Consider the following 20,612-nt stretch of genomic DNA (forward strand, 5'->3'; position numbering starts at 1 on the left):
TACATTTTTAGTTTTGTAATCCTTGTGCGAGGATCTGAATATATGCTAGTTCATCATCATCTAAATGATTTTGAGCTCCAAAATCGCTCGGTGTATACTCTATCACCTCTTTAGAAAGACAGTGATTGACCAATTCATTAATCTGATTTACATATTCGGTTGCAAAACTGCTAATACTTTTTTCGGTATACTCTCCATTGTTATATTCGAGACGAATCTTCAAACGTTCCATTTCAACCCATGCAACAATTTCCAAACTAAATGCTCTTTTATTTTGTTGACCAATAAGATGTTTAGTCCCACCAGTATTAATCTCTATACCTAAACTATTTTGCTTCCAATCGAATTGCCCTAAATAGTTAAACAAAATTTCTGGAGGAGTTCCGTCAGGAATGTTGGTATTCAAGCCTGATTTGGACAAGTATTTTAATATTCCATATCCGATGCCTCGATTCGGAATACAACGGAGTGTTTCTTTTGTCGTCTTGATCCACTCACTCCACTTCTCATGATTGAGCGGAACATTAACAGGGAACATCGAAGTAAACCACCCTACGGTCCGAGTCACATTAGTTCTCTCGTTAAACTCTTCTCTCCCATGCCCCTCAAGCATCAGTTTCATATGTTGTTGGCCAGGCGACCAAAGATTTATTGCTTTTCCAAGAGCGGCCAATAAAAGATCATTTATCTCCGTGTTGTATGCTTTGTGCGCATTAGTGAGAAGTTCACGAGTTACATCAATACTTGTTTCAACTACTACCTCTTTTTTGTCCCGCGCAGTATTACTGATGGAAACCCCGTCTTTGGATAAAGGGATCATCGAAACTTTTTCTATCGTTTCCCAATAAGACCGTTCTTGCTGCAGTTCATTGCTATTTGCATAACGATGTAACATCGTAGACCATTCTTTAAATGAGTTAGATTTTTGGGGCCAAATTACTTTCTCACCTTTCAGCCATTTATCATATCCATAGATAAAGTCCTCTAAAAGGATACGCCATGAAACACTATCCACTACAAGATGATGTGCCGTTAACAACAGATGGTCTCCTTCATTCGTTCGAAACAACCCCGCACGTATTAAGGGAGGACTACTCAGATGAACCCCCTCTTGAATGTGCCTTATTTCAGTATCAATACGCTCGTTCACAAGTGTTGAATCTTTCAGGTTAACCTCAAGCAAAAGGTTTTCGTACGTGAAGTCTTCTTGATACTCTTGTGTAATTAAATTATTGTGTGACCTGAAGCTTAATCTTAAAGCATCGTGATGATCTACCAACTGTTCCAAAATGAACTTCACGCCTTCAGTATGGAAGCCTTCCTTACGGTGAAGCATGATTGACTGATTCCAATGATTTGAATCTTGTAAATACAACTCAAAAAACCAATGTTGGATAGGAGTAAGATCAACTAAACCTGTAGTTTCCTCTTCGGTTGCAACAAAAGTTAAAGGTTGAATGTAGGCAGTTACATCTTCCAATATTGGATTCTTAAATAACTGTTTCATTTCAAGCTTCAACTCAGCCTGATACAGTCGAGCGCAGATCTGAATGGCTTTAATAGAATCTCCACCTAATTCAAAAAAGTGATCTTGTATACCAATCCGCTCACGACCTAGTACATCTGCCCATATCTCAGCTAACTGGGATTGCAGCTTGGTGTGAGGAGCAATATATTCTCGCCCTGTGGCTATAACCTCATCTGGTTCAGGTAATGCTCTACGATCAATCTTGCCGTTTGACGTCAGTGGAAGACTATTCATTAATACAAATTGTGTCGGCACCATATATTCAGGTAAAAGTTTCAATAATCCATTTCTTAGTTCTGATATCGAATACGTTGCACCCGATTTAGGGACGATGTATGCACAAAGAAACAATTGCATCTTGTTATCCTGTTTTGGAATAACAACAGCCTCTAGGATTTTAAGTTTAAGAAGGGCAGATTCCACTTCACCAGGCTCAATGCGGTATCCTCTTATTTTGACCTGATTATCCATTCTTCCAATATACTCAAGGTTCCCATCATTCAGCCATTTTGCAGCATCACCGGTTCTATATATTTTTCTATCATGTTTAAACGGATGTGCGACAAACTTCTCTGCTGTAAGCGTATCTTTATTTAAATAACCTCTAGCCAATCCTGTCCCAGCAATACAAAGTTCTCCTTCCACACCAATAGGTTGGAGTTGCCCTTTTTGATCCAAAATGAGAATCTCTGTATTCGCAATCGGTTTACCAATTGGAATAGATTCATACTGGTGATATTCGCTACAGTCAAAGTATGTAACATCAATCGTCGCTTCTGTCGGTCCATATAAATTAATCAGTGAGGTTTCCCTAAAACCATTTAATTGTTCAAACCTTTTTACGGTTGAATATGGCAAAGCTTCTCCACTCGTAAAAATGTACTTTAACCCTGTAAAAGGATCATTCCGCGAATGTTCACAGTAACTCAAGAAAGCATTGAACATGGATGGCACAAAATGCATTACCGTGATTTTTTGATCTACCACGGCCTGAGCAATATCGATCGGATCCTTTTCCCCACCCGGCTTTAACATCGAAACTGTTGCGCCAGCAACCATCCACCACACTAATTCCCACACCGAAACATCAAAAGTAAAAGTTGTCTTTTGTAAGATGACATCGCTCTCTGTTAACGGAAACTCCCTTTGCATCCATTCAATGCGGTTGGCTAACGCACCGTGTTCAATCATGACACCCTTAGGTTTCCCTGTTGAACCAGAGGTGTAAATTACATAGGCTAGATCTTCTGATTTCAACGTACAAGAGTTAATTTCGATTTCACTTTCTGCTGCAACAAAAGAATTAAAGTTCAATTCCATACACGGAATACCAAGTTCTGTAAAACGAATGATGAATTTAGATTGAGTCAACATCAATCGGGTCCCGCTATCTTCTACCATATACTCTATGCGATCGACTGGAAAATGAGGGTCTATTGGTAAATAGGCAGCCCCGACCATCCATATCCCCAAAATTCCTGCAAGCATTTCAACAGAACGTTCTAAGGATATTCCAACAATATCACCTTGTTGTATACCTCTTTTTTTAAGTCGCTCTGCAATGCTAATTGCCATTTGGTTTAATTCATGATATGTCCATGTTTTATCGCCAGAGATGATGGCTATATGATTTGGAGTTTTCCTCACTTTATCTTTAAAACCATCCGGAATCAGGCTTAGGTTATCAAAAATCACTTCTGTATTATTGAATTCCTCAAATAACAACTCCTGTTCTTTCTCATCAACCAAAGTAATGTTAGCGATTTGCTTGTTTGGTTCTGCAGCAACTTGTTCTAATAAATACAGCCACTGATTCAACATCCTTTCAGCAGTCGGAGTTTCAAACAAACTAGTGGCATATTCCAAACAGAACTCTATCGTTGCACCTTCATCCACGACTTCTAACGAAATGTCAAACTTTGAAGCAGGATTATTAATCTCGAGTTTTTTCGCTTCGCAACCATCAAAATTCAATTTCCATTCTCCAACATTTTGAAGGGTTAGATGTGCATTGAATATTGGATTGCTACTCATATCTCTTTGAATATGTGTTTTTTCGACCAAACGCTCAAATGGGTAGTCTTGATTTTCGAATGCATTGTAGGTTAGCGTTTTAACATCGTTCAAAAAATTAAGAAAGCTTTTTTCAGCACTAGGATTTCCCCGTAACACTACGGTATTGGCGAACATTCCAATCATAGACCAAGTTTCTGGAATCCCTCTTCCAGCTATGGTAGTTCCAACGACCAAATCATCTTTCCCACTATACTTACTAAGCCATATTTGATATGCAGTCATCATAATAACGTAAAGCGTGCAGCCTGTGAGGTTAGCAAGTTCACGTAGTTTGGTAGTAGTCTTCTCGTCTAGCTGACACCATAAACGACTACCTTCAAAATTCTGGAGTGCTGGCCTAGACTGATCAAAAGGTAATTCAATCATGGAAGAGTGGCCTTCTAAATGTTCCAACCAATACCTCTCTTGCTTCAATAAGGTGTCACATTCCATAAGTTGATTATGCCATTCGGAAAAGTCACAGTAGTCCAAAGACTGTTTGGGTACCCTCTCCTCATTATAAAAAGATGAAAGCTCTTTCAATATATTCGTAATTGACACACCATCTGAGATGATATGGTGCATATCGACCAACAATATATTATTCTCTTGATTCATTTTAACGAGACAAGCCCGAATCAAAGGTGCCTTTGTTAAATCGAATGGTCGAATAAAGTTTTGAATAATACTTGAAATGAACTCGTTATTGTATGACTTATCTTCATATGCATTAATTCTTTCCATTCCAAAAGAAACGTCGTGCTTTATCCTTTGTCTAACTTCACCTCCAACAAGCTCAAAGGATGTTCTGAAAGCTTGGTGATTTCGGATAAGTTGCAGAAAAGCTTGCTCCAACTTTTCTGGATTTAGTCGACCATTAATCTTAAATCCAAGCGGCAAGTTATAACTTGTATTAGATTCAGTCCGTTCAGATATCCAGTACATTCTTTTCTGTCCTGAAGATGCTGCATACGATTCCAATACCGGTGCTCTGGGGAGTTTTTCGGAAGCGAGATCACCCGCCGATGAAGCAACATAGTTTACCAAAGTCCCCATATCTTCAAAAGAATCAAGTTGGCCATGCGATATTAAAACGGAGTAGTGCTGTTGAATAAGGGAAATAAGCACTTGTGCACTCAAAGAGTCTCCTCCTGCATGATAAAAGCTCAAGTTTAAATCAATTTCCTTATTCCATTCGAGAACTTCAGTTAATACCTGTTTCAAGTGGCTTTTTATTTCATCCTGCTGTGACATTATCATTGCTCCTTTTTAACAGATCGAGATGAATTATTCCAATTCATTAAAGTAGCACTACATTATTCTGCTTCCTTTAGTTTTAAAAGGAATATTGGTTTCATGACAGAAATACACGAATACACCTTGTTAGACGAATTACTTAATTTTGAGAATATTTTTTTTTTTGAAATTCAATTAATTCAAAAAATCACTATGAAATTATTCGGTGATTTCTCGACTGCTTATATCATATTTGTAAAAAGTTGCAAATTGATCACTTTTTATATATAACTAAAAGAGTGATCTCAAATTTGAATTCGTTCTATTACGAATTCGAATCGTTTCGATTTTTTCGTTTGAAAGAATAAATTAGGGAAATATTGCTTATTAACTTGATGATATTGGAATTTAAGTGAATAGTCAATCTCAAAATCATAATTTTCCATCAAATCATATTATTTATATTTCATTCTATAATTATCTCATTAGTCCGAATATACTTTCAAAAAAAAGTGTTTACAATTCATTGTTAGTAGAACTAAAATACACTATAATTCTCATATTCTTTAATTCTTCGAATAAATTCTGTCAGAGACACATGCAGATTTTACAAGAAAGAAGTATATTGTATTCGAACATGAATATTTATAAAACAACAGATTGAATTTTTCACAAAAAAAAAGTATTATTGCTTATCGATATTTTTTCTTATTAGGTGAAATTAGTATATGTTTACTTTTATCCCCTTAATAAGTCCAATATTATAATAAACTAGTGGGAGATTGTAAAAATGAATACTAAAGTACTTCCTATTGCAAAGCCAAAGGTTCTTGGTTTTTTACATCATGCTTTTCCTTTGTCCATAATTGGAAACTATACAGACTATATCCCTTGGTTACATAATAATTTTATTCAAATCCTTTGTAATACTGAATATTTTGAAAATAAAAATGATCATCTTGTTGATTTTTACTTCCCAAATGATCCGTTATTTAGCTATCCTTGTTTAGAAACTTATGCATCTAAACCGGAATTCTCAAATGTTCAGACAAACATTGTTGATTTTGTAATCAATAGTATTAATAAAGATTGCTATGTTTATACCCATGTTGACGAATTCTATATCCCCCATAGGAATGTACATAATCAATTTCATCATACACATAATATTTTTGTTTACGGTTATGAAAATGGTAATTTTAATGTATTGGGGTTTGATGAGAATCAAAATTTCGCTTCAACCCAAGTTACTTTTGAGGAATTTAGTGAGGGATACGCACACGCAAATTATAAATTATCTATTTTGTATAATTACAATAACTATGTTATCCCTCAGTTTAATATCTATAATGTTATACGTTCTATAAAGGATTATCTTTCGTCCGTTAATACTGTTCATGGAAATAGCTACCTTCCCCTTAATCCTATATTTGGTATTAAGGCATATGACTATCTCAAGAAATATGTTGAAACAATTAAACAAGACAGTACTAGAGCAGACATTAGACCCTTCCACCTCTTATTAGAACATAAAATATGTATGCTTGAAAGAATAGCATATTTGGAAGAGAACAATTTTTTGACAAATTCTAATCTTGATAAAGAATATAAAGAGATAGTACAACTAGCTCAAGATCAAAGAAATATTATATTAAAGTATACCTTGATTAAGGATGATAGCTTATTATTAAAGCTTGTGTCCTCTATTGATGTCTTAATAACTCAAGAGAAAACTATCTTGAATAAGCTTATTCGTAATTTTGAGCTCTCAGGCTTTTCTACATAGCCAATAATGAATTACACCACAGTGTCAGAGCATTAATCGTTTATAGAAAAGACGACGAATTTTCGCTTCAATGAAGGAAGAAGCCGTTCCAATTGAGGAACGGCTTCTTGGTGTATATTTATAAAAGAAAATAAGTTGAGCTCTACACTGATAAGATATTTGTGCAAAGAGTTTCATCTGCATGAGAATAACTAAAACTGGGTTTTAGTGTTTTTGCACCTTATAGAAACTGAAGACTGAAATCCGATAGTATTGGCTTATTGGTATCTCAATAAACAAAGGATCAGATCCTCTTGGTCTGATCCTTTGCTTTCACACTTTTACTTTTATTGAATTAAATTCGACTTCTTGAGTAATTTCTGTAGTAACGTAGCCACTTCAGCACGTGTGATTTGGTCCTTCGGTTGAATCGTAGTCGTTGTTCTACCATTCATAATACCCATTGCTAAACCAGCTGCTATATGATCTCTGGCATAGCTTGAAATCGATGAATCGTCTTTATATTGTCCGATCAACGTGTCTACTTGATCAGGCAATAAATCCGGATTGATGCCTGTGATCTTCATCGCTTTCGCAATGATAGTCATAGCTTGTTCACGAGTGATGGTATCCATAGGAGCGAATTCAGCATCACTATAACCCTCAATTAATTGATATTCGTGATCTGTATAGATATAATCAGCAAACCAATCGGACTTATTTACATCGATAAATGAATTTTCGCCAGTTATCGGTACTATACCCAGCCCTCTTACAACCATAGCAGAGAACTCTGCACGTGTAATGCTCCTATTCGGTTCGAAAATATCCTCCCTAACTCCCGTAACAATCATTCGTGATCCCATGTCATTGATTGCGTCTTTTGCCCAATTGTTCGTCACATCAGTAAATTCGACTGGGTGCCAAACCAGTGTGTACAAGCTATTGGACAAGCTATTAACCACTGCATGGTAGCGATTATCTTTTTTCTCGACATAAGTTGGTACATGATGAGTGGAACCATCCAAACCTACAACAATTCCTGTCGTGATCTGATTTGGATCGACGGTCTCCGGAAGTGAAATATACCGTTCAACGTACGTATTGAAGCGATTTATTTCCTTTCTTAAACCATTAAATTCAGCCATTAACGTAAAATGGACAGGATCCACTAAAAATAAAGCACCTTTTGAAATCGCCGAGTCCTTTGCAATGCTTGATTCCGAAGGAAGAGCTTTTGAGATTGTTAACTCAATCGTCATGTCTGATAGTGTATCATCCGCACCAAGTTGACCCGCTACCGCCTCAATTGAGATCTGGCTCGCAGGTAGTCTATACGTAGCAAGTGGGGTGACCAGTTCCAAGACGGTAGGTTGCTCTATCATCTTTTTAACGACATCCCCTGTTAATATTCCCACAATGGAATCAAATGACTCATTCACAGGGATAGTCACTACAGCATTCTGACCTTCTCTCGCCAACCATTCTAGAAATTTGCTAGGATCCGGCGTAAGGGTTGTTATGGTTCTATTGTCAACGATTTTTGTTTCCAACTTGTCTATCTTCTCTGACTTACCGTTTATTATAACAGGGACACCACTTGGCTCTAGCTGAGGCGGGTTTACCGATGGTGTTCCGCCACCTTCTGAGCCACCTCCACTGCCACTATTGCCTGAACTTCCGCCGCCGCCGCCTGAACTATTGGAAGAATTGACAGTAAGTACAAGGTTACTGGTGAAATAATGGAGCGACGATACTAAAAAGGTATTGTTTCTGAGATATCTTCGAACTCTGCACTAATGGTAACATCCCCGCTTGGCATGATGAAAGTTTCACCCACGATCGGATAGCCCACAGATTGCTTTGCCTGATTTGCAAGGTAGAGTGGCTGTACATCCAAACCCTACGTTTATTCGCGGACAAAAAACAGGTAATGAGACGGTTACATTGGTATCTAATCAACTCCCTATACATACGCATTCGGTGTACACAGCATCGGATTCCTCTACAATTACATCAACACCAAGTAATGCAACCTGGTCTAACTCACCATCAAAAATCTATTACACTTCAGATAAAGCCACTACTGTAAATATGAACACTGCAGCTGTATCTTCTGTCGGTGGAAACCAGGCTCATGACAGCATGATGCCTTCAACTGTCATTTCGTTCATTATCTGTCTAGAGGGCATATTCCCGTCTCAACCTTAAAAAGAATAAAAATATAGAGGAGGTCACCTCATGTCAGAACCATTTTTGGGCGAGATCCGATTGTTCGCCAACAACTATGCCCCTCGTAACTGGGCTTATTGCGAAGGACAAATCTTGCAGATCAACAGCAACCAAGCTCTCTACTCTTTGCTTGGCAACGTCTACGGAGGAGATGGTATCATTACTTTCGCACTTCCAGACTATCGTGGACGAGTACCGATACATGTGTCAAGTACAATTCCTCTGGGCACTAAACAGGGTGAAGCAGCGCACACGTTAACCATTAATGAGATGCCGATACATAACCATCAAGTAACAGCTTCTGAAACCAATCCATCGGTGGCAACTCCACTAAATAACGTTTGGGCAGCTGTCCCGAATTCATTCGGATCCACCCCTGGACAAGAAACTATGAATTCAGAAAGTCTCTCAGGAGCCGGCGGTTATCAACCGCATAACAATATGCAACCATTTATTTATAACTCAGAATTTTATCATATGTTTGCAAGGCGGATTCCCTTCGCGTGGTTAAGAAAATACAATAAATATAGGAAAGAGGCTGCCCGCATGGACGCTTTTTTTCCCATGAGGAAATTATAATTCAAAAGTTATAGAGTTCTCAGAAAACATAACTACAGGTTACATTCTATTATCCGATGATAGGATAGAAATTAGTCTGTCTGTCTCGTCGAAGAGACAAATGAGCTTTACCAGTCAGGCCGATCATCAAGGCAAAAGCTTTATTTCCAAAAGCTTCCCCTAGACGTAATCCAAGCTTCTGTATTGATAACAATTTAGTTATTTTCAATCCACGCAATTCAGAGAAATGCCAATATTACAATATAATAGAAGAAGGGTGAGTTTCACGCTTTATCGACTGCTGTCTGAGGTTTATTGAGCCATCGTATTCCTCTAGTCTAACAAAATGACGACTGATATAATTAACACTTCAGTATCATCGAAAACCGAAATGCTTTTCAACTTCCAATAACATCTGATCTTTATTGGACTGAGATGTTCTCATAAACCATTTTAATTGATACTGCTCTGCTTGTTGCAGGTAATGATTCGATGCTCGAACCACCGTGTTTAATGTTTCGTCCCGTGCACGTTGTGGATCTGATAAATTAGGGAACACATCCTCCATGCCTCTCAGATGATCTCGATCCAGATACTCCGCTCGAATTAGGTCATCTTCTGCAAACATATAAACAACGCGGTTGGGGTTAACAATCTCCCTTAGATAAGCAGGTTCCATAAAAGTATCTACTACGATTGGCTTCTCTTTCCCCATCTGTAACAAATCCAAAATAATAAACTCAACGCTTTCATCAAACACTGAATTTAACCAGTGACTTCTATCGTTCCCACGCCCTAAAAAGAACCATTCCCAATCAATGAAGTGTCGTAAAATTGCTGGATGATCCTGCGGATTAGCCTTTTTTTGATAATCGAAAGTGTGGTCATCTGAGGAATAATAATTCATATCCCATTTTGAAGAAAGTAACTTTGTCATCGTGCTTTTGCCGCCACAAGGGCCTCCACATATCCAATAAACGTGATCTAAATATTGTCTTAATAGTCGGTCTGAAATTTTCATTATACAAATATCCCCCTTGTCTAAGATTATTTCTCAAAAGGGAGCACGTCTATTCTTGTTTGCACTAAATGTCCAGGTCGCTGGCATTGCCACACCGCCTTTCCGAGCTTAATTTCTGATAAATTTATTCCTCGGAATCGCTTTTTACAAAGTAATTACCGTGAGAAAAAATCTGTTTGGTATCAGCAGTTAAATGATCTAAGTTATCCACCGTTTCCTTCTCGGAAATGAAGGCATCTTTCTCGGTTACCCTATTAAATGTTCCAAAAGATGTCGTTATACTACTGACATTTTCTAGAGCTCTATTAATTTCCTCTTCTGATAATTTTACTGCAGGACCAAAATCCGGATAGTTTGGATTATCCGCTTTAGCATCATCATAATAATTACTCGCATAAATACTCAAAGCAGTCACTGCCGAAACAGTCATTATAAATGCCGTACTGATAAAGAATTTTTTCATTGGAGATCACCCCTCAATCGTTTCTATAATGTGTGTGCATTCATAAATTCTTTGCCTTCAAGTTCAACTGGGCCTTTGTTTTAGTAGATACCAGATACAACAACTAATGATCTGTATACTGCAAAGCGTGAATCGGTGTACCTTTAGTGACTTCACCTGTCAATGTATTGATTTCTAGTGGCTCTACTAAAACCTTCCATCCATTTTCGCTTTCGAAAATTTTATACGGGAGTGGTGGTGACTGTTCGTAGTCTTGTCCTGCATACTTTTGAACTACATAAAATTGAACTTCATCCGTGTTGATTTGTTTGCTTTCCACAATTTCATATCCTGTAGTTGGATTGGTTTTAAAATCCTTCACATATCCTTCTTCACGACTTTTCTCATCCAAATAATTGGTATCTTTAGAATAGAACATCATTCCTTCAACATCCCTAGCAATGTAAGCCTGAAAGTACTCCGTTGCTGCTTCCATGGGAGTTTGGGCTACGACTCTTTCCGCAGTAGTAGTCGATGCTACTAAAATAGAACCAGCAACAACACTGGCAAGTAAAAGCGATACTAATCCTTTTCGTTTCATGGATTGAGAACTCCTTTTTAGTGATAGAGTTGGTAATAGTGATCAAATTTTCTTTAGATCTATTTAGTATAACGCATTGAATTATTGGAAAGTTTTTATATTTATGAGAAATATGTTTACATCTATCTTTTAGCCTCTTTATCCAAACTCTTCTTTACGCCCACCTCACTTAATGTTAGATTTTATAACATATCATTATGAAAGCGAGTGGGTTGAAGATGGATCTGCAACAGTTATTGACTATCCCCATTCTCTCCAAAGCAAAGGTTATTGCCGGACATCGTGGCCTTGATCGCTTGGTGCAATCGATTAATATTATGGACGCACCAGATATTGTACAATTCCTGAAGTCGGGAGATATGCTGCTGACAAACGGTTATATCCTAAAAGATCGTCCCGATGCTCATCTTGCATTCATTACAGACATGCATGCAATTGGTTGTGCGGCGCTTGCTGTCAAGACACAGCGTTTCTCTCTTGAATTATCTCCGCAACTGCTTGAAACAGCCGACAGGTTGGGCTTCCCGATCATCGAGCTGTCTGAGATAGACAATACACTCGGTGAGATATTTCAACATTCGATCAGTGCCATCCTTCAGAACAAAACCCATGAGCTCCACTACGCCTTGTCTATTCACAAGCAATTTTCCACGATGGTGATGCAGGGAAAAGGCATACCATCCATCGTAGATACGTTGTCTCAGTTGCTATCCTCACCTGTACTTCTGCTTGGTTCGAAGAAGCAGATTACGGCAAGCTCCCATTATGCACAACAGATGGATCACCAGTCCCTTGCCGCGCCCATACTGACATTTATAGATGAGCATTCTTCCTTCCATACCGCAATCTCGATCTGCCTGCTTACTGCTGATAAATATCGACACGCCGAGCTTCATCCCATCTTCACGGATCGGCACGAGGGCTATTTGATCGCACTATATGACAGTTCCGCAACCTCTAAACTCTCCACTCTGGCACTGGAGCAAGCCGTCAATGTGATCGGTCTGGAGTTAACCAAGAAACAAGCCGTCAAGGAACGTTCCCGCCGTTACAAAAATGAATATTTCTCCGATCTCATTCAAGGCTTCATTCGTTCGGAACAAGAAGCGCTGCATCGCGGCAAAAAATATGGGCTGCAAGCCAAAGGAAGTTCAGTTCTGATCATCGCCAAAAAAGATGAATCCTTAGCGGGCATACCTAAACAGAACTCTACTTCCTCCGGGGAAGAGCGGTTCATCTCGGAACGAGACGCTAATTATGAGCTGATTAAACAGGAATTCGCCAGATTGGATCTCTCCTTTGTCATGTTCACTAAGAACGACCAGTTCGGCATACTCGTTTTTTTGGCTGAATCGTCTTGGGACGAACACACCGTTGTTCAGCAGCTTGAGCGGATGGCGAGCAAGCTGTATACAGAGTCGCAGCTCAGCCTATCCTTCGGCATAGGTAATTCCTACACCAATGTATTGGATATTGGACTCTCCTATAAAGAAGCAGTCAAGGCGCTCCAATCCGGTTATCAGATGCGAAAGACCCGCTTCGCTCATTCCTATCAAACCATGGATATAAGCCGTCTGCTGCGCATGATTCCCCACGATGAGATGCTGCAGTTCCATCAAGAAACCTTTAAGCCCTTCAACGACCGAGATCCAAACGAGCGCAGCGAACTGATGAAAACCTTGTCCTCCTTCTATGAGAATCATTGCCAGATCGTCGATACAGCGAAAGAGCTCTTTGTTCATCGCAATACAGTGATCTATAGGTTGGAGAAATGCGAGAAACTAACCGGCAGGAACATTAAGGACCCAATGGAGAGCCTTCGCTTCCGACTTGCCTTCGCACTTGAGTCCCTTTTGAATGTTAATCCAGCTCCTAGTGAAGCTAATCATACGTCTTAAATCGAGAACATGTCATGTATAATGACACGTTCTTTTGTTTTCTTTTCATATTCAATTCACGTTCAATCTTCATTTGTGCATTTTAACTGATTTAATTCTATTTTTATGTTCAGAGTAACTAATGACAATGATGCAAACAGTCTATATGATTAGGAATATATTCATTAATGTCATGTTAATTAACATCAATTACATCAAGAAACGAACTACCATCAGGCTGTAGGAAAGGGGCTACCTATCATGGCTATACAGATACAAGGCGTATCCAAATCATTTGTCAGTGCAACTGGAGAAGATATTCAGGTCCTGGCTGAGGTTTCAATGCAAATCAAGAAACAGGAGTTCTTCAGTATCGTGGGACCGAGCGGGTGTGGCAAAAGTACGATTTTCAATATTATCGCAGGTCTGCTTAAGCCAACAAATGGCAAGGTTATTGTCTGTGGCGAAGAGATCGATCAGACCACCGGGCATGTCGGCTATATGATGCAGAAGGATCTGCTGCTTCCTTGGAGAAGCATCCTGGATAATGTCACGTTAGGCTTGGAAGTGAAGGGCATGTCCAAAAAGGATCGCGGCGATATTGCCATGGATTATCTGGATCGTTATGGCCTGGCCTCATTCGCAGAAGCCTATCCCTCCACACTATCAGGTGGTATGCGCCAACGTGTAGCCCTCATTCGTACCCTCGTTACCCAGCCCGATATTATATTACTGGATGAACCCTTCTCCGCACTTGATTATCAAACCAGACTCATTCTGGAAGATGAAATCTTATCCATTCTCAAATCCGAGGGCAAGACAGGCGTTCTGATCACGCATGACATTGAGGAGGCCATCGCCATCTCCGACCGTATTGCCGTTATGAGTAAACGACCAACAACCGTGAAACAGGTGTATGACATTGGTCTCGCCTCGCAATATGGCTCAGCACTGAAAGCCCGCTCTGACCAGAAGTTCAAGCAGTATTTTGAATCGATCTGGTCAGAGCTTGATATCCAAATGGGGAGGATCAGCTAATGAAGAGCACATCACCTGAAGTTACCCTTGCCGGAAAGCCTGCTGGAGTTACGAAGAGCAAGAGCAAACGCAGACAGTCCACCTTCTCCAAAGAATGGCTGATGACGATGCTGTGGCGGTTCATTATTGTAGCGGTCATCCTGGTGATCTGGGAATCCGCTGTTCGTTTGGAGCTGGTTAACGGATTCCTCATGGGATCGCCAAGCGCCATTCTTGATGCCGCCATCACCATGGCTAGCTCAGGGCAACTGCTTACAGACGCGTTCGCGACGGTGAATGCCACCGTTATCGGATTCGTAGTCGGAAGCTTAATCGGCTCATTGGCAGGACTGCTCATGTGGTATTCCAAGTCCGTTGCCCGTGTGCTCGATCCATTCATTGTAGCCATGAACGGCATCCCGAAGATTGCCCTAGCTCCTATGATTATCATCTGGTTTGGTTCAGGCATCTTCTCCAAGATTGCTCTGGCCTCCGTAGCAACATTTATCGTAGCGCTATTATCCGCCTACCAAGCGACGCATCAAATCGACGAATCCCAGATTAATCTGATGAAATCCTTCGGTGCAAAGAAATCACAAATTTTCCGCAAAATTATCGTTCCTTCCTCTCTGCCATGGATCATCTCAGCCTTCCGGATCAATATCGGTTTGGCATTGGTGTCTGTCGTAGGTGGAGAATTCATCTCTTCAGATAAAGGACTTGGACACATGGTATTCGTCGAAGGTAACCTGTTCAACCTTCCGGCCGTATGGGTCGGCGTGTTCATGCTTATGCTGGTCGCCATGCTCCTCTACACCTGTGTCGGTTATATTGAATCCCGTCTCCTTCCATGGAATGACAACAAGACCAGCAGCAAATCCACATCTGTATAGCTGACCTACAACGATTAAAGGGGACTGATGACTAATGCGTACATTCAAAAAGATAGCTTTTCTAGCAACCATGACGGTTATATTGACTTCACTGCTCAGTGCATGCGGCAGCAATGCCACAACTCCTGCGAGTGGCGCAGGTGCATCTGATAGCGGGGGGCAAGCAAATACGCAGGTAGACAAAATTATGGTCTCCGAGGTGTATCACAACCTGCTCTACCTTCCCTTGTATGTAGCGAACAACCAAGGTTTTCTAGAGGAGAATCGCATTGAGCTATCTTCCATCCGTGCTGCCGGAAGTGGCCCAACAGCATTGTCTTCGGTGATCTCAGGCGAGTCTGCATTCTCCTTCCACGGTCCTGAGCATGTCGCATTTGCTAATGCAAAGGGCGGAGATACTCGCTCACTGGTCCTTCTATCCGGCAGTGCTCCAGTATGGGCAGTTGCGCGAGAAGGAGTAACCGTGAACTCGACAGCGGATTTCAAAGGTAAAACCATCGTTGTGGGCTTGGCACCTACAAGCTCGAACAGCTTACTGCGGAAACTATTCGCTGACAATAACATCGATATCGACAAGGATGTGACGATCACTGAGGTTCAGAATGGCTCCGAGCTTGGTGCTGTATTAGCCGGCAAAGCCGACATTGCCATCGTTTACGAGCCGCAGCTGGATCAAGGCATTGCTGAGGGACTGCATATTGTCCATGATTTTACGAAGGATTATCCTGACTTTGCCTTTGCAACCATGAATACAACTGCAAGCTTCATTGAAAAGAATCCTGATCTCACCCAGCGCTTTGTCACCTCTATTGAGCAAGCCCTGGACTACATTCAATCGAATCCTGAAGGCGCAAAAGCAGTTGCCGTGAAGGAATTTCCGAATCTGGACAAAAACGTCGTGGAGCAAGCGGTACAACGCATGATCGACAGCAAGGTATATCCTGCGGAAGGACTCATCAATGAATCAGCTTTCGAGACCGCAATCGATATGCAACGCTTCATCGGCAATCTGAAGGAAGACCTCGCTTACGAGGAGATTATCGATTCAAGCTTCACCACCAAATAGAGAGAGAAAGGGTGATTACTCTGAACCAGGACGAATATCTCACACACCGCCGTACAGAAAGCACCAAATATGCGGACGGAGTTATTACAAGCGAGGAGCTTGCCCTATTTACAACAGACTTGGAGCTGATTCGAAACTTCAAGTTGCCAGAAGAAGTAGGGCCCAATCCCCCGCATAGGAGCGTGCCTCTGCGATGATTACGAAACCACTTAACGAGCTGACGATTGCTGAAGCCGCAACACTGATTAAAAATAAGTTGATATCTCCTGTCGAGCTTACAAAATCCTATTTGAATCGCATTGAGAAAGTAGAGCCTGCTGTGCAAGCCTTTGTTACGGTCACCGCCGAACAGGCTTTGCAGGCCGCAAGAGAGTCTGAACAAAAACTGATGAATGGCGAATATCTCGGTCCTCTGCATGGCATTCCCTATGGAGCCAAAGACATCATCCATACCGCTGGCATACGCACCTCGGCTGGATCAAGTACCTTTCCAGACTTCGTACCTGGAACGAATGCAACTGTAATTAATAAGTTGCAAGCTGCAGGTGCTATCCTGCTCGGCAAGACAACAACGACGGAATACGCCTTTCAGGGAGGAGAACCGCCAACCCGCAACCCATGGAATTTAGAACATACCCCAGGCGGTTCCAGCTCCGGCTCTGCCGCTGCAGTAGCGGCTGGCATGGCTTCCTTCACACTCGGGACACAGACCTTTGGATCTCTGCTTAGACCCGCAGCTTACAACGGATTAACCTGTATGAAACCCACTTACGGCAGAGTTAGCCGTAATGGTGTCATCACAGCCAGTTGGAGCCTGGATCATATTGGCGCATTCACTCGATCGGCACAAGATAACGCAATCGTTCTGGAAACAATGGTCGGACAAGATGAGCTGGACCCCTTCACGCTCCCTCATGGCAAGCCAGATTTAACAAATGCTCTTGAGCATCCTATTTCAGAAATGATGGTCGGGCTACCGAGCAGCTTCTTCCAAACCGATGAACCGGCGATCTTGTTAGCAGTGGAGTCAGCAATCGCTGTACTTGAGAGGCTGGGCATGCAATGGAAGAAAGTTGACCTGCCCTCTTATATGGAAGAGACCATTGCTGCTCATCGTACGGTTATGCGGGCAGAAGCTGCCGCCTTCCATCAGGAACGCTTCGCGGAAGCCTCTGATCGTTACGGCCACACGATGCGGGAGCAGCTTGAACTCGGTTACCAGACGAGTGCCGTTGATTATTTGCAGGCACAACGCATCCGAACGATATTCCGGAGCGAGATGATGATGCTTTTCGATGAAGTGGATGTGTTATTGACTCCATCAACACCCTATGTGGCCCCATACGGCTACAAGACGGGGAGCCCGATTTTTAACGGACCGTTCACCAATACGGGTCTACCGTCCATCACCGTACCCATCGGGTTTGATACCACCTCAGGGAAGCAATTACCTATCGGCATGCAGCTTGCTGGTCCACTCATGCGAGAAGACCGCCTGTTGTCCATCGCTCATCATTATCAGCAGGCTACGAACTGGCATCAGTTAACACCAATCATACACATTCATTAGGAAAGGAATGACCGCTACGATGTCTACCATCATACATGCAAGTGCAGCACCCAAGTTCCCGCTTCCTTTCTCCCATGCTGTCCGCGCAGGAGATTTCCTCTACGTCGCAGGTCAGGTAGGTGTCGATCCACAGACGCTTGAGCCCATTGGCGGCATTAAGGAGCAGACGGAGCAGTGCATTCGTAATATTGAGGTGATCCTGCAAGAAGCCGGACTTACACTCGATCATATTGTGAAGGTAACCACTCATCTGGCCCGAGTCGAGGATCAACCCGAATACAACGAAGTGTATGCGCGAATGATTAAACAACCCTATCCCGCCCGTATTACCGTATTCAGCGGTTTAGGCCCTTATTTAATTGAAATGGAAGTGCTGGCGTATGCGCCTTCCATTCGAGGAGAGTAACACATCACCAAAGAGCACCTGTAGCCATAGATGGGTACAGGTGCTCTTTTTGTTCTAGAAACCCGGTTCTCTTTTGAGAAACGGGTTTCCTTTCGTATTCCTATTTTGTTTTGAAGCGAGATGATTCCTCGGCCAGTTGTTTGGTCAGTTCATCAATTCTCTGCACCATATCCGTCAAATGTTCCGTCATGCCGGACTGTTCCTGCATTGTTGCTGTGACTTCCTCAACAGAAGCCGACACCTCTTCACCGGAAGCAGACAAGTTCTGTGCCGCCCCAATGACGTCATCCTTATCACGTTCAATGGATTCGATCTCTGTGGCAATAGCTTGAACCTGGCTCATCATCTCATTCATATTCTCGGTGACAAAATTGAATGTCTCCTTGGTCTGGCTAACGCTGCTCTTATGCTGTTCCGCAATCGCTTCAATAGCCTGAACACTTCGGTTATTCTGCTCCACGTGATCAATGGTCTGCATTACAATTCGGTTGATATCCTCCGATTGAGCTGTCGTCTGCTCTGCCAGCTTGCGGATCTCAGAAGCAACGACTGCGAAGCCACGTCCCTGATCACCAGCTCTCGCCGCCTCGATCGAAGCATTCAACGCAAGTAATTTCGTCTGATTTGCGATTTCGGCAATCGTACCTGTAATCTGGTGAATGCCCGAGGAGCTTTCGGCGAGTTGCACTGTAATTTTGGAGATGTTGCCAACTTCAATCTCGTTCTGCCCGTTCACCGCAATGAGTGCATCAATAACTTCATGATTATTTTTGAATGCATCCGTAATTTCATCTGCCTTGAACTTCACTGCCTGTGACATTCCATTCACGTTGGCAATCTTGTTACCAACATTCATGAATTTGTCCACAATGGCTTCCGTATCGTTCGCCTGGGACTCCATCGCTCGTGAGATCTCAAATGCTGTTGTCGTTGTTTCGGCAATCGTGGTCGAAGTTTGCTGAGTGGACTGTTCCAGCTCGGATGTACTTGTTTTCAGGATGCCGATGGAATGGTTCATGCTGGAGATCAGCTGTTTATTGCCTGCTGCCATGGTATTGAAGCTGTCCACCAATTGTTTGAATTCTCCGCTATATTTACCTTGAGCCTGCACCGTCAGATCGCCGCCTGCAAGCTGTCTGAACAACACAGTTAGTCTTGTAATTGGTCTGGTTACCAGCAAAGAGATCAGAATACCCGCTACGACGGAAATCGCAATAGCACTAAACAGAACAATATACATCTGTTTTGCCATCGCACGCAAAGGTTTCTGCACATCACTCAGTTTATCTTCAACAACGACGGTCCAGTCCGATCTTGGAATTTTGGAGTAATATGCCACTTTCTCATCTGTGCTAATATCCCCTTGCTGTAGTTCAGCGCCAGGAGCAAGATCTACCAATGATTGGTATTCGCCGGACTCCATCTTCTGGCCTGCCAACTTCTCATCCGCTGAATCGTAGATGACCGTACCTACACGGTCCAGAATGATCACTTTTCCCTCATCATTAATATTGATATTTTGTAGCTGATTAACGAAGAACGAGGTGGATGCTGCAGATACGAGCACTCCCTGTACTTCTTGATTCTCATTGTAGATTGGCATGGCAAAAGCCGTACCTAGTTGTCCTGAGGACTTGGCTACAATCCCTTCACTAATCACGTTTTTACCCTGAATTGCTTCTTGAAAATATGCCCGATCTCCGCGTTCTGCCTTGATAACTGCCGGATCATTCGCTGCAATAATAATGCCATTCCGATCCAACAAAATCAGACTGTTGTTACCTTCCATACCTGCCAGACTGTCTGCGAGAATACCACTTGCCTTATCCAGCAGTTCATTGTTTTCCGAGAAAAAATTCTCCCCTTCCTGTCCATCCGTATTCCGAATCTCCAGCAGATCCTGGAAGGTCCGATGTGTTGTGATCAAAAAGGTGGATTGTTCTTCCAAACTTAGTGAAGCATACAAACCTGCCCCCACCCGGTCCGAGGTTGCTTTAATCTCATCTTTGCTTTTGTCGAGTGTGATTACAGCCGCTACAGTGTAGGATACTACTGCAGTTACCGCCAGTACGATACACACCAGCAGACTGATCATAAGTGGCAGTTTGACTCTGAACGACATGTTGCGCATGCGTTCTCTTGCCTTGCTAAATACCATGATTACATTCACCATCCATTTTCATTTTCATCATTATGAAGTCCAAATTCTATGTATCTACTTTATATCGGTCGATATCAAATAATCTGTAAGCTGTTTCGCCAGTTATACTAGGTCAAAGGCCACTGCAAACGATTGGAAAATGAAGACTTTGGGTTAATACAAAATATGACATCAACATCGTATA

Annotated in this window: 15 protein-coding genes; 9 read left to right on the forward strand and 6 right to left on the reverse strand. The window is 41.8% G+C overall.

Annotation, left to right across the window (positions count from 1 at the left end):
- Positions 1–7 precede the first annotated feature (7 nt).
- Positions 8–4,837 (reverse strand): non-ribosomal peptide synthetase, encoded by a 4,830-nt coding sequence (locus MHI48_RS22910; protein WP_076329999.1) that lies wholly within the window; start codon positions 4,835–4,837, stop codon positions 8–10.
- A 772-nt stretch (positions 4,838–5,609) separates the two neighbouring features.
- On the opposite strand from MHI48_RS22910, the gene MHI48_RS22915 reads away from it, so the two are divergent.
- Positions 5,610–6,605 (forward strand): hypothetical protein, encoded by a 996-nt coding sequence (locus MHI48_RS22915; RefSeq protein WP_076329081.1) that lies wholly within the window; start codon positions 5,610–5,612, stop codon positions 6,603–6,605.
- A gap of 326 nt (positions 6,606–6,931) precedes the next feature.
- On the opposite strand, the gene MHI48_RS22920 is transcribed toward MHI48_RS22915, so the two are convergent.
- Positions 6,932–8,137 carry an S-layer homology domain-containing protein gene (locus MHI48_RS22920; protein ID WP_076329082.1) on the reverse strand — a complete coding sequence of 402 codons (1,206 nt, stop codon included), beginning with the start codon at positions 8,135–8,137 and terminating at the stop codon, positions 6,932–6,934.
- 319 nt (positions 8,138–8,456) lie between these two features.
- Here MHI48_RS22920 and MHI48_RS22925 point away from each other — a divergent pair, with 319 nt between their 5' ends.
- Entirely contained in the window at positions 8,457–8,795 is a 339-nt protein-coding gene (locus MHI48_RS22925; RefSeq protein ID WP_405141871.1) for a phage tail protein, read from the forward strand.
- Positions 8,796–8,825: 30 nt separating this feature from the next.
- Positions 8,826–9,395: a tail fiber protein gene (locus MHI48_RS22930; RefSeq protein WP_342744286.1), complete on the forward strand. Its 570-nt coding sequence runs from the start codon at positions 8,826–8,828 to the stop codon at positions 9,393–9,395.
- Between the two features lie 355 nt (positions 9,396–9,750).
- Here MHI48_RS22930 and MHI48_RS22935 read toward each other — a convergent pair whose 3' ends face one another.
- The 3 genes from MHI48_RS22935 to MHI48_RS22945 all read right to left on the reverse strand — a co-directional run bounded on the left by MHI48_RS22935 (position 9,751) and on the right by MHI48_RS22945 (position 11,438).
- A complete protein-coding gene (locus tag MHI48_RS22935; protein ID WP_076329083.1) occupies positions 9,751–10,395 on the reverse strand; it encodes a hypothetical protein in 645 nt (214 codons plus the stop codon).
- A gap of 124 nt (positions 10,396–10,519) precedes the next feature.
- Positions 10,520–10,858: a hypothetical protein gene (locus MHI48_RS22940; RefSeq protein ID WP_076329084.1), complete on the reverse strand. Its 339-nt coding sequence runs from the start codon at positions 10,856–10,858 to the stop codon at positions 10,520–10,522.
- Positions 10,859–10,961: 103 nt separating this feature from the next.
- The gene (locus MHI48_RS22945; RefSeq protein ID WP_076329085.1) at positions 10,962–11,438 is read right to left on the reverse strand and encodes a hypothetical protein; all 477 of its coding nucleotides are present in this window, start codon (positions 11,436–11,438) and stop codon (positions 10,962–10,964) included.
- Positions 11,439–11,656: 218 nt separating this feature from the next.
- Here MHI48_RS22945 and MHI48_RS22950 point away from each other — a divergent pair, with 218 nt between their 5' ends.
- From MHI48_RS22950 to MHI48_RS22975, 6 genes are all read left to right on the forward strand, one after another.
- Complete coding sequence (locus MHI48_RS22950) at positions 11,657–13,336, forward strand: PucR family transcriptional regulator (RefSeq protein ID WP_076329086.1); 1,680 nt, start codon at positions 11,657–11,659, stop codon at positions 13,334–13,336.
- A 240-nt stretch (positions 13,337–13,576) separates the two neighbouring features.
- Positions 13,577–14,353: an ABC transporter ATP-binding protein gene (locus MHI48_RS22955; protein ID WP_036617567.1), complete on the forward strand. Its 777-nt coding sequence runs from the start codon at positions 13,577–13,579 to the stop codon at positions 14,351–14,353.
- Positions 14,353–15,225 carry an ABC transporter permease gene (locus MHI48_RS22960; RefSeq protein WP_076319947.1) on the forward strand — a complete coding sequence of 291 codons (873 nt, stop codon included), beginning with the start codon at positions 14,353–14,355 and terminating at the stop codon, positions 15,223–15,225. The genes MHI48_RS22955 and MHI48_RS22960 overlap by 1 nt, the downstream gene beginning before the upstream one ends.
- Before the next feature lie 34 nt (positions 15,226–15,259).
- A complete protein-coding gene (locus tag MHI48_RS22965; RefSeq protein ID WP_076319946.1) occupies positions 15,260–16,291 on the forward strand; it encodes an ABC transporter substrate-binding protein in 1,032 nt (343 codons plus the stop codon).
- Positions 16,292–16,484: 193 nt separating this feature from the next.
- On the forward strand, positions 16,485–17,861 hold the full coding sequence (locus MHI48_RS22970) for an amidase (protein WP_076319944.1): 1,377 nt from the start codon (positions 16,485–16,487) through the stop codon (positions 17,859–17,861).
- A gap of 19 nt (positions 17,862–17,880) precedes the next feature.
- Positions 17,881–18,267 (forward strand): RidA family protein, encoded by a 387-nt coding sequence (locus MHI48_RS22975; RefSeq protein ID WP_047843941.1) that lies wholly within the window; start codon positions 17,881–17,883, stop codon positions 18,265–18,267.
- Positions 18,268–18,367: 100 nt separating this feature from the next.
- On the opposite strand, the gene MHI48_RS22980 is transcribed toward MHI48_RS22975, so the two are convergent.
- On the reverse strand, positions 18,368–20,425 hold the full coding sequence (locus MHI48_RS22980; protein ID WP_179086553.1) for a methyl-accepting chemotaxis protein: 2,058 nt from the start codon (positions 20,423–20,425) through the stop codon (positions 18,368–18,370).
- Positions 20,426–20,612 lie beyond the last annotated feature (187 nt).

Origin of the sequence: Paenibacillus sp. FSL H7-0942 (genome assembly GCF_045040715.1) — a bacterium.
In the GTDB taxonomy this organism is placed as follows: domain Bacteria; phylum Bacillota; class Bacilli; order Paenibacillales; family Paenibacillaceae; genus Paenibacillus; species Paenibacillus amylolyticus.

Bases quoted from the DNA above. Each gene is read 5' to 3' on its own strand.
- MHI48_RS22910 (WP_076329999.1), bottom strand. From the start codon at position 4,837: ATGTCACAGCAGGATGAAATAAAAAGCCACTTGAAACAGGTATTAACT.
- MHI48_RS22915 (WP_076329081.1), top strand. From the start codon at position 5,610: ATGAATACTAAAGTACTTCCTATTGCAAAGCCAAAGGTTCTTGGTTTT.
- MHI48_RS22930 (WP_342744286.1), top strand. From the start codon at position 8,826: ATGTCAGAACCATTTTTGGGCGAGATCCGATTGTTCGCCAACAACTAT.
- MHI48_RS22935 (WP_076329083.1), bottom strand. From the start codon at position 10,395: ATGAAAATTTCAGACCGACTATTAAGACAATATTTAGATCACGTTTAT.
- MHI48_RS22940 (WP_076329084.1), bottom strand. From the start codon at position 10,858: ATGAAAAAATTCTTTATCAGTACGGCATTTATAATGACTGTTTCGGCA.
- MHI48_RS22945 (WP_076329085.1), bottom strand. From the start codon at position 11,438: ATGAAACGAAAAGGATTAGTATCGCTTTTACTTGCCAGTGTTGTTGCT.
- MHI48_RS22950 (WP_076329086.1), top strand. From the start codon at position 11,657: ATGGATCTGCAACAGTTATTGACTATCCCCATTCTCTCCAAAGCAAAG.
- MHI48_RS22955 (WP_036617567.1), top strand. From the start codon at position 13,577: ATGGCTATACAGATACAAGGCGTATCCAAATCATTTGTCAGTGCAACT.
- MHI48_RS22960 (WP_076319947.1), top strand. From the start codon at position 14,353: ATGAAGAGCACATCACCTGAAGTTACCCTTGCCGGAAAGCCTGCTGGA.
- MHI48_RS22965 (WP_076319946.1), top strand. From the start codon at position 15,260: ATGCGTACATTCAAAAAGATAGCTTTTCTAGCAACCATGACGGTTATA.
- MHI48_RS22970 (WP_076319944.1), top strand. From the start codon at position 16,485: ATGATTACGAAACCACTTAACGAGCTGACGATTGCTGAAGCCGCAACA.
- MHI48_RS22975 (WP_047843941.1), top strand. From the start codon at position 17,881: ATGTCTACCATCATACATGCAAGTGCAGCACCCAAGTTCCCGCTTCCT.
- MHI48_RS22980 (WP_179086553.1), bottom strand. From the start codon at position 20,425: ATGGTATTTAGCAAGGCAAGAGAACGCATGCGCAACATGTCGTTCAGA.